Raw genomic sequence first — 7,545 nt, forward strand, 5'->3', positions numbered from 1 at the left:
CCCGGAACGCGTTCGTTGGCGGCAGTGATCAGCTTCGGGGCGCTCCCAGCGGAGGCTGGTGCCGTACGCGGGTGGCGAAGTGCCGGTGGTCGGCCGCGTAGTGCGGCCGACCACCAGCAGCGCCATGGCTGTGGCACATGCCAGACGCAGGGTCAGAACGTGCCCGCGGAATTGCACTTGGCCTTCTGGGTGATGCAGTCCTTCACGCGGTGCCCCTGAGCGGCGTTGTCCCACGCGTTGAAGAAGTCTCCGTGGATGGACGATGCCATGCCCGAGGCCAGCCGGAAGCCGGCCGTGCTGCCGTTGGTGGGGTAGCTGACTACGAAGGAGAGGTTGGGGATGGCTACGGGATAGGCGCCGCTGCACTTGCCGTCGTAGGTGTACGCGACGTGCGACTTGTGATCGGGGCTGTCCAGGTTCTTGCCGTCCCAGCAGTCGGGGAAGACAAGCTGGTGGGTGAGGTGTGCGGTCGGAGCACAGACCGGCCAGTTGCCGTCGGCGCTGCGGCCGATCTCGCCGCCCGTGCCGGCGCACCAGTACTGGCCCGGCGATCCCGCGGGTGTGGATGTCTGCGCCCTGGCGTCGCCCGCGATCATGCGGAAGCCCTCGGGGAAGGGCAGTGTCGCCGAGGGGTCGGGCAGCCGGGAACCGTAGTAGACGATCATGTTCTCGGGCTCGACAGCCCTGTTGCCCTCGTACAGGGTCGGGATCCAGTACGCCGAGAGGTCCTCGGCGGGTGCGCAGGTGGTGGCCTTGTTGTTCAGCAGCGACTGGGTGGTGGAGAACGCGTCGGTGCTCTTGTTGCCGAAGAAGCTGTGCATGTGGGACGCGCCGGCGAGTCCGGGCAGGACGATGGGGTCGTCCGGCTTGGAGTGGCTGTAGTCGCAGGTGGCGTTGAACTCGGGAACCCGGACCACGTTGGCGGGTACGGGGGCCGGGGTCATCGCACGGAATTGCGCCACTTGGGCGTTCCACTTGGCCTGGTCGACGGGGACCCAACCTGCCGTCTGGCCGTCTCCGCCGCCGACGAAGGAGAACCAGTTGATGTTGACGAAGTCACCGGGTGCAGTGCTGCGCAGTACGGCGAACACGGTCTGCGCACCGGTGGGGTGGGTGGTGACGTCGGTGCTGCGGGTGACCCAGTTCTGCCAGCCGCCGGTCGGCGCGACCTGTATGACGGCGAGCAGCGGCCCGGTCGCGCTGGTGGTACGCAGTTCGATGGTGCCCGAGCCGACGGCGGAGGCGATCCGGGCGGAGACGGTCAGCCGGCCGGCGGCACCGAGGTCGACGTTGTCGAAGCGCATCCAGTCGCCGTCGGCGAGGAACGCCGCGTTTTCTCCTCCTCCGGAGTCCGCAGTCGCCTCCAGGCCGACGCCGGACTGGGCGGCGTAGGACTCCGCCTGGACGGTGACTGTGGCGGCCTGCGCCTCCTGGGTCGACACGGTCAGGCTCACGGCGGCGGCCAGCGCGACCACCAGTGCTCCTACCAACAGTGTGTACAGATGGGCGGGATATCTGCGCATCTCACTTCCTCAGGACTGTCGGGATGAAACGCCGGATCCTTCGACCGCGGCGGCAAGCGAGGATCAGAGGGCCGGGAGCGGGGTGCCCCTGCTGCGTGATCCAAAGACTCCGGGCCGCACCCTGGAGCGGGCGGGCGCGGCCCGGGGGATTGGAGGTGTTCGCGCGTGCTTACTGGAAGACCCGCACGTAATCGACGAGCATCCTGGACGGGAACGGGGTGCTTGAGTCGGTCGGGCCGGGCCAGTCACCTCCGACCGCCAGGTTGAGGATCATGTAGTGGGGGTGGTCGAAGATCCACGGTCCACGGGTCTGCTCCACCTGGTCCTTGTCCAGAGAGAAGACGACCCGGCCGTCGAGGCTGTAGGTGATGCCCTTGCTGTTCCAGTCGGCGGTCCAGGTGTGGAAGTCGTCGGAGAAGTCGGCGTTCCCGGGCAGCTTGTAGGGGGCGCCGATGCCGCCTCCGCCGTTGTAGGCGGGCGCGTGGACCGTGGAATACGCGGTCTTCACGTCCTTGCCCAGGACTTCCACGATGTCGATCTCGCCGTTGTACGGCCACGGCCGCCCGGTCAGGAAGTCGGCGCCCATCATCCAGAACGCGGGCCACAGTCCGTTGCCCTTGGGCACCTTGATCCGTGCTTCGACCCGGCCGTACGTGAACTGGAACGTCGCGCCGGTGTTCATCCGCGCCGAGGTGTACTGGCACGTGGTGCTGCCGCTCAGGGGGTCACGCGGGCACGACGATCCGGCCGTGGCCTCCTTGCGCGCCTCCATCACCAGGTGTCCGGTCCCGTCCAGCGCGGCGTTGCGGTGATCGGTGTAGTACTCCAGTTCGTTGTTCGGCCCCGTCCCCGGATCGGCCCTCCACTTCGAGGCGTCGGGCCTGCTGCCCGCAGCACCGTCGAACTCGTCGCTCCACACCAGCCGCGGCGGGTTCGCGGGGTCGCTCGGCAAGGGCGGAGCCGGTATCGGAGCGCCACCGCTGCCGTATACCTGGAACTCCCACAGTGAGTAGCCGTACGGAGTGGCACGCTCCGTGCCGTACATGCGCACATAGCGGCCGGTGCCGGAGACGGTGAGCGTCTGTTTGAAGCCTGTGCCGGACGTCGTCGAGTAGATGGGGGTCCAGTCCTGCCCGTTCGGTGAGACTTGGATCTGGAACGACTTGGCATAGGCCGGATCCCACTGCAGGACGACTTTGTCGATCTGGGCCGTCGCGCCGAGATCGACGGAGATCCAGCCCGGATCGGTCCATCCGGTGGTGGAGCTGGTCGCCCAGCGGGACGCCGGGTCGCGGTCGAACGCCCTGGCCGGTGTGCACTGCCAGCAGTTCTGGTCGCTCTGGGAAGAGGAGGCCGTGCCGGTCCTGCCGTAGGAGAGCAGCGTGCCGGCATCGCCCGGCCCTCCGGAACCGGTGGTGCCGTACACCTGGAATTCCCACAGCGAGTAGCCGTACGCAGTGCCGCGCTGTGTGCCGTACATCCGTACGTAGCGGCCGGTGCCGGCAACGGCCAGGCTCTGGGCGCCCCCTGTGGCCGTGGTGGTCTCGTGGACGGGGGTCCAGTCCTGTGCGTTGTTCGACACCTCGATCCGGAACGCTTTGCCGTACGCGGCCTCCCAGTTGAGCGCGACGCGGCTGATGCGGGTTTCGGCTCCGAGGTCGATCTGTATCCACTGCGGATCGGCGAACGCGCTGGACCACCGGGTGCCCAAGTCGCCGTCGACGGCGGCGGGTGCGTTGAAGGCTCCCTCGGTGCTCGAGGCGGTGGCGGGCTTGCCCTGCGAGAGCAGAACCTCCGCTGCCTGGGCGGGTGGTGCGGGTAATGCGACGAGGGCGAATAACGAGGCGGCTATCACCCAAAATAGGACGAACCTCTTGCTGAGAGTTTGCATATGCAACTCCTCAAGTGGGGTTTGAGGTGGGGGAGCGCTCCCTCAGGGGAGAATGGAGGGGGCGGAGGGACCTGTCAAGACTCCTATCCACTAAGAAAAATCGATGACAGAAGGGTTGTCGGACAGTGGGGGAACGATCCCCGAGGTATCTCCGCCGAAGGCAAACGCTTGCGATAAACTGCAAAGGTGGATGATGGCTTGGGCGAGTTCATGCCGCCCCGCCTGCGGATACGCTGCTGTCCTTGCCACGACGCAGAGCCGGAGGTCGCCTCGATGAGAAAACCGCGCACGTACCCGGGCGGCGGCACGGGGGCCGGCCAGACATGAAACGCCCCACTCTCGAAGTGGTCGCCGCCCGGGCGGGCGTGTCCAAATCGAGCGTCTCCCGCGTCATCAACGGCGAGACGACCGTTGCTCCGCAGATCCGGGACGTCGTCATGCGCGCCGTCCGCGAACTCGGCTACGTGCCCAACGGAGCGGCACGCAATCTCGTCACGCGGCGCACGGACACCCTCGCCCTGGTCATCTCCGACCCACCTCAAGGAGTCGTCTCCGACGATCCCCTGTTCTCCGCCGTTGTGCGCGCGGTCAGCCGCGAACTGGAGGCCGCGGGCAAACGACTTGTGCTCATGCTCGCGGAATCGGACCAGAGCCGGACCAGAGTGGAGCAGTACGTCGCCGGCGGGCACGTGGACGGTGTACTACTCGTTGCCCTGCACGGCACGGATCCACTGCCGGCGGCGCTGGCCCGTCAGGGCCTGCCCCTCGTCTCCTTCAACCGCACCTCCGCACAGGACGTCCCGTACGTCGCCCTGGACAACACCGGCGGGGCGGCGCTGGCCGTATGCCACCTGCTGGAACGGGGCCGGCGCCGGATCGCCACCATCACCGGACCACTCGAACTCCACGAAGCCCGGGAACGCCTTGACGGCTACCGCCGAACGCTGCGCGACACAGGCCGCCGTTCCATCGTGGCCCTGGGCGACTTCACCAGGGTCTCCGGCGCCGAAGCCATGCGTCAGCTCCTGGAGGACGACCCCGACCTCGACGCCGTCTTCGCGGCCAACGACCTGATGGCGATCGGAGCCCTGCGCACCCTCCGCCAAGCAGGGCGGCGCGTCCCGGAAGACGTGGCCGTGGTCGGCTTCGACGACATAGAAGCCGCGTCCTACACCACCCCCGCGCTCACCTCGGTGCGCAGCCCGATGGCCAACCAGGCAACCGCCGCCGTCCACTTGCTCCTCGGCCTCATCAACGGTGGCCCCACAGACCCGGTGATCATGCCGAACGAACTTGTGGTCCGCGAATCGACCTGATGTGAACAACTCGCTCTTCAATTGCTCAAAAGGGCGCGAGGTGCGGGACCAACCCCAGCCGCTTCGCAGACGCCCACGATGCCCACGACGCCTGTGGTCGGAGGCGTCGGCTGGTAGAGCTGGCGCCTCTGGAGGGATCGGTCAGAGCCAGTCCCGACGCTTGAAGATGACGTACAGACTGGTGCAGACGACCGCCATCAGGCCGATGGCGAAGGGGTATCCGAGTACCCAGTGCAACTCCGGCATGTGTCTGAAGTTCATGCCGTAGATGGTCCCGACCAGGGTCGGGGCGAAGAGGATCGCCGCCCAGGAGGAGATCTTCTTGATCTCCTCGTTCTGCGCGTGGCTGGCCCGCGCCAGGAGCCTCATCTCCTCGTTCTGCTGCTGGGTGACGAGGGTGGCGTTGACGGCGAGGATGTCCTGAAGCGCCAGCCGGAAGCCGTCGACGCGTTCGGTGACATGGGTGGCGTGGTCGGCGACATCGCGCAGATAGCGGCGGAGTTCCTCGTCGATGCCGTACTTCTCGAAACCCGCGGTCAGCCCTTCCAGGATCCTGGTCAGAGGGCGGGTGGCGCGCTGGAACTCCACCACTTCGCGGGAGAGTTCGTAGATACGGCGGGACACCTTCGGGTCGCCGCTGAAGACCTCGGTCTCGATCTCGTCGACGTCGTTCTCCACACCGGCCACCACCGGCGCGTAGCCGTCGACGGCCGCGTCGAGGATCGCGTAGAGGACGGCTTCGGGTCCGCGCTTGAGGAGGTCCGGGGTGTCCTCCATACGGCGGCGTACCGAGGCCAGGTCCGGAGCGGCTCCATGGCGTACCGTGATCACGAAATCGTGTCCGACGAAGATGTGCAGTTCGCCGAAGTCGACCTCTTCGGCATCGTCCAGGTAGCGGGCGGCGCGCAGTACGACGAACAGGGTGTCCCCGTAGCGCTCCAGCTTGGGTCGCTGGTGTGCCTCCAACGCGTCCTCGACCGCGAGCGGGTGCAGATCGAACTCCTCGGCGACGGACAGCAGCTCGGTCTCGCTCGGCCGGTGCAGACCGATCCACGCCATGCCGCCGTCGGTCTCGCGGAGCTTCTGGAAGGTCTCGGCGAGCGAGTCGTACGTGTGAGAGCGGAAGCCGTCGCGGTAGATGGCGGCGGCGATCACACTGCTGCCACGGGGCGGCGGCTCCTCGGCCGGTGCCGGTGCGCCCGGCTCCCCGAGGGCGGTGGGGCCGGGCTCGGCGGGACGCCTGGCCGGCTTCTTGAACGGGCGCAGGGCACGCAGACGACGCTCGGACATGACGGAATCCTCTACAGGCGGAACCTCTACAGGCGGGAATACGCAACTCGGCGGGCGGACAAGGAGAGGGCGGTGGGGAACGCGCGCGTCACACGCCGCGGACGTCGCCTGCGGATCCGGCCCGAGAGCCCGGCCCGAGGATTCGGACAAGGGCCCGAGGATTCGGACAAGGGAACTGGGAAAGCCCGGTCCCGGCGGCGTCCCACGGCGTGCGACTGGGAGGTTCACCACTCATCGTGGTCCCACCTGCCTTTCGGTACGCGGAGGACGAGGCCTCTGAGCAGGCTATACCCGCGGGGCCCGCGACGGGGCCGCCGGACCGCACCGCACCGGACCGCACCGGACCGCACCGGGGCCGCCCGGCGGCGGGGGCGACGGCGGGGCGACGGTGCCGGAAGGCGGCCGAGGGGCTGAGACCTGCCGAGGGTCCGCGCCTGGGGGCCCGGCAAGGGGTGGTGGGCTCGGAGTGGCGTCCTGAAGTCCGGCGTCGTTGACTGGGGGAGAGTGCCCGTCGGCGTGGCTCACGGTGCCGGTGCCCGCACAGCGATGACCACGATGACCACAACGGACAGAGCGGTGATCACAACTGACAGAGGGAGAACGCGGTGCGGGCGACATTCTCGCTGGGACGGATCGCCGGGGTCCGGATCGGGGTCCACTGGAGCGTCCTGGTCATCTTCGTACTCATCACACTGGGCCTGGCGGAGGGGCGTTTCCCGCAGGTGTATCCAGGACACGCGGTGGGGCTGTACTGGGTCGCCGGACTGGTCACCTCCCTCCTCTTCTTCGTCTCGCTCCTCGCCCACGAACTCGCCCATGCCATCGTCGCCCGGCGCAACGGCGTACAGGTCGACGACATCGTCCTGTGGCTGCTCGGCGGTGTGGCCCGGCTCAGGTCGGAGGCGTCGGATCCGGGCGCCGAACTCCGTATCGCCGGTGTCGGCCCGCTGGTGAGTCTCGTGCTCGGCGGTCTGTTCACGCTGTGCACATGGCTTCTCCTCGTCGGGGACGCTCCGCGGCTGATCGTGGAGGCGTCGGCCTGGCTGGCGGCCATCAACGTTCTCCTCGCCGTCTTCAACTCCATTCCCGCCGCCCCGCTGGACGGCGGGCGTCTGCTGCGGGCCCTGCTGTGGTGGCGTACGGGCGACCGGTTGCGGGCCACGGCGGGCGCCACCGCGGCCGGGCGGATCTTCGGCTGGCTGCTGGTGGCGGCGGGGTTCGTCCTGTTCATCGCGACCCGTGCCTTCGACGGCCTCTGGCTCGCGCTGATCGGCTGGTTCCTGATCGCGGCCGCCACCGCGGAAGGCCGGGAGGCACAGATGAGGAGCGTCCTCTCCGGCGTTCCCGTACGACATGCCATGACACCGGATCCCGTCACCGTGCCGACGGGGCTGACCGTGGCGCGGTTCCTCGCCGACTCCCGGTACCGCTACCGGTACTCGGCATTCCCGGTGGTGACGGGTGAGGTGGCTGAGGCGGGCGCGGCGGGCGGTGCAGGTGGCGGGGGCGGCGGCGGTGACGCGGC

Annotated in this window: 5 protein-coding genes; 2 read left to right on the top strand and 3 right to left on the bottom strand. The window is 68.3% G+C overall.

Annotated elements, in window-relative coordinates; all coding sequences use genetic code 11:
* Nucleotides 1-152: 152 nt before the first annotated feature.
* Together BFF77_RS27005 and BFF77_RS27010 are read right to left on the bottom strand one after the other, a co-directional pair.
* Nucleotides 153-1,523, bottom strand: a complete 1,371-nt coding sequence (locus tag BFF77_RS27005; RefSeq protein ID WP_066954703.1) for a DUF1996 domain-containing protein — start codon at nucleotides 1,521-1,523, stop codon at nucleotides 153-155.
* Between the two features lie 169 nt (nucleotides 1,524-1,692).
* Nucleotides 1,693-3,414, bottom strand: a complete 1,722-nt coding sequence (locus BFF77_RS27010) for a discoidin domain-containing protein (RefSeq protein WP_066954705.1) — start codon at nucleotides 3,412-3,414, stop codon at nucleotides 1,693-1,695.
* A 323-nt stretch (nucleotides 3,415-3,737) separates the two neighbouring features.
* Between BFF77_RS27010 and BFF77_RS27015 the strand changes: the two genes are divergently transcribed.
* On the top strand, nucleotides 3,738-4,730 hold the full coding sequence (locus BFF77_RS27015; RefSeq protein WP_066954708.1) for a LacI family DNA-binding transcriptional regulator: 993 nt from the start codon (nucleotides 3,738-3,740) through the stop codon (nucleotides 4,728-4,730).
* Between the two features lie 141 nt (nucleotides 4,731-4,871).
* Here the strand turns inward: BFF77_RS27015 and BFF77_RS27020 are convergent, their stop codons facing one another.
* A complete protein-coding gene (locus tag BFF77_RS27020) occupies nucleotides 4,872-6,020 on the bottom strand; it encodes a magnesium and cobalt transport protein CorA (RefSeq protein ID WP_066954712.1) in 1,149 nt (382 codons plus the stop codon).
* A 605-nt stretch (nucleotides 6,021-6,625) separates the two neighbouring features.
* Between BFF77_RS27020 and BFF77_RS27025 the strand changes: the two genes are divergently transcribed.
* Nucleotides 6,626-7,545 (top strand): site-2 protease family protein (locus BFF77_RS27025; protein WP_079125533.1); only part of this gene is annotated, 920 nt, incomplete at its 3' end.

It is taken from the genome of Streptomyces lushanensis (genome assembly GCF_001700515.1).
GTDB lineage: Bacteria > Actinomycetota > Actinomycetes > Streptomycetales > Streptomycetaceae > Streptomyces > Streptomyces lushanensis.